This is a genomic window from Haladaptatus sp. (genome assembly GCF_049589095.1).
In the GTDB taxonomy this organism is placed as follows: domain Archaea; phylum Halobacteriota; class Halobacteria; order Halobacteriales; family Haladaptataceae; genus Haladaptatus.
This window is the reverse complement of record NZ_JBAWAC010000539.1, coordinates 1-1773: the sequence shown is the minus strand read 5'-3', so window position 1 is coordinate 1773 and position 1773 is coordinate 1. Positions and strand designations below refer to the sequence as shown.

The 1773-nt window shown below is 59.6% G+C and carries 2 protein-coding genes; both read right to left on the bottom strand.

What is annotated here, in order from left to right:
- Window positions 1–1000 (bottom strand): ABC transporter substrate-binding protein (locus WBV42_RS17000; RefSeq protein WP_423987079.1); only part of this gene is annotated, 1000 nt, incomplete at its 3' end.
- 83 nt (window positions 1001–1083) lie between these two features.
- Window positions 1084–1572, bottom strand: coding sequence for a hypothetical protein (locus WBV42_RS16995; RefSeq protein WP_423987078.1), 489 nt, complete (start codon window positions 1570–1572; stop codon window positions 1084–1086).
- Between the last annotated feature and the right edge of the window lie 201 nt (window positions 1573–1773).

Sequence of the window (1773 nt, the reverse complement as noted above, 5' to 3'; positions counted from 1 at the left end):
AATCCACGAGGTACTGCATGGCTTTGCGCACCTTGCGGTTGTCGAACGGCTCGTGGTTCGCGTTGAACATGAGGCCGTTGTAGTCGAACTGCGAGATGCGCTTTATCTTCAGCTTGTTATTGTTTTGGGCCTTCCCGAGCAACGTTTTGGGAACGGACGCCTGCTGAACGCCCTCGCTCGCGAGTTCGAAGAACGCGGTATCTGACTCGGGGATGACGCGATATTTGAGCTGTTTGAGGTTCGGCGCTTCGATGAAGTAATCGTCGAAGCGTTCGAGTGTGAGCGAGGACCCAGCCTGCCAGTTCTTGAGTTTGAACGGTCCGGTACCGACGGGTTTCCGGGAGAACTTCTTCTGGCCCTTGTCGCTCGCGTACTTCTTCGGAACGATGGCGGCGTTCATGCCCGCCAGCGTCTGTTCGAACAGCGCGTAGGGGTGCTTGAGGTTGAACGTAACCTCCATGTCACCCGATTTCTCGACGCTGTCGACAAAGGAGAGGTTCTCCTGATTCGTGGATTTGTTGTCGGAGTCGAGCACCCAACTGAACGAGTACTCGACGTCGGCGGCGCTGAGTTCGGTCCCGTTGTGGAACTTGACGCCCTCTTTGATCGGGACGGTGAACGTCGTGTCGTCCTGCTTTTTTGGGAGTTCCTTTGCGAGGTGCGGGACGAGTTCGCTCCCGTCAGGCTTCATGGCCAGCAACCCGTCGAAGAGGTAGTGCATCATCCCGTTCGCCCACGCGAGTTCGTTCATCCGCGGGTCGAGGGTTGTCGCCTCTTCGGGTGCGACGTTGACGAACGTCCCGCCCTTCTTCGCGTTGCTGTTGTCGTTTCCGTCGTCGCTGCCGCTGTTCGTATTCGTGTTATCAGAGGTCCCGGCGCCGCCTGAGCCGTCTCCGGTCGTGCTCTTCCCGCCACAACCGGCCAACGCCGACGCACCGCTGAGCGCACTCACCGTCAAAAACCGCCGCCGGTTCCACGAATATTTTGGTTTTTCTGTCATGATATCGTTCGTCGGGACAAGTCGCCCGGTTCGTGATACCTAATAGCAAAGATGAACAGGGCATATAACGCCGCCCTTTCATACTAGGATTGACTCGATACGACCGTTACTTGTATGCTATCGGATAGCTGCCGCCGTGGATTATCCGTCGCGAGATGGACGCTGAGCGTGTGCGTTCCCGTTTCAGGCCGCCACACGTCGCCGTCGATTCCCGCGCGGCGGATATGACCGTCCCACGTCCCCTCGAACTGTTTGATCTCACGGGTCCGAAACGCGACCGTCCGTGAGGTCTCCGGCGGTTCGAACCCCCGTTCGTCAGCCTCCGGAATACTGTTTACCGCCCATCCCCACAGCCGACTCGTCGGCAGTCGAACGCTCACGGGTGCGGGCAGTCGGTTGCGAATCCGAAGGAGAAACGTGGCCGGTTCGCCCACGACGATTTCCCTCGGCGCGCGGAGTTCGACCGACAGACACCGAAGCGCGACAGGGTCCGGAACGAGACCCGCGAAAAAGCTCCCCGTATCGTCGATTCCACCCGCCGGGTCGGGCGACAGCGGGTTCGGTGGTTGCATGGATTTTTCAGGGAACGCGCCGCCTAAAGGTCTTTCTCACGGCATTCGCCGTTCCGAATGTCTTTCTCACGGTGTTCACCGTTCCAACCCGTCCGGAATCGAATCCCGCCCGAGAACGTCGTCACACGTCTCACGCCGTCGGAGCAGGTCGTGCGTGCCGTCGCTCCGGACCAGCACGACTGGGGGTTTCGGCTCGGCGTT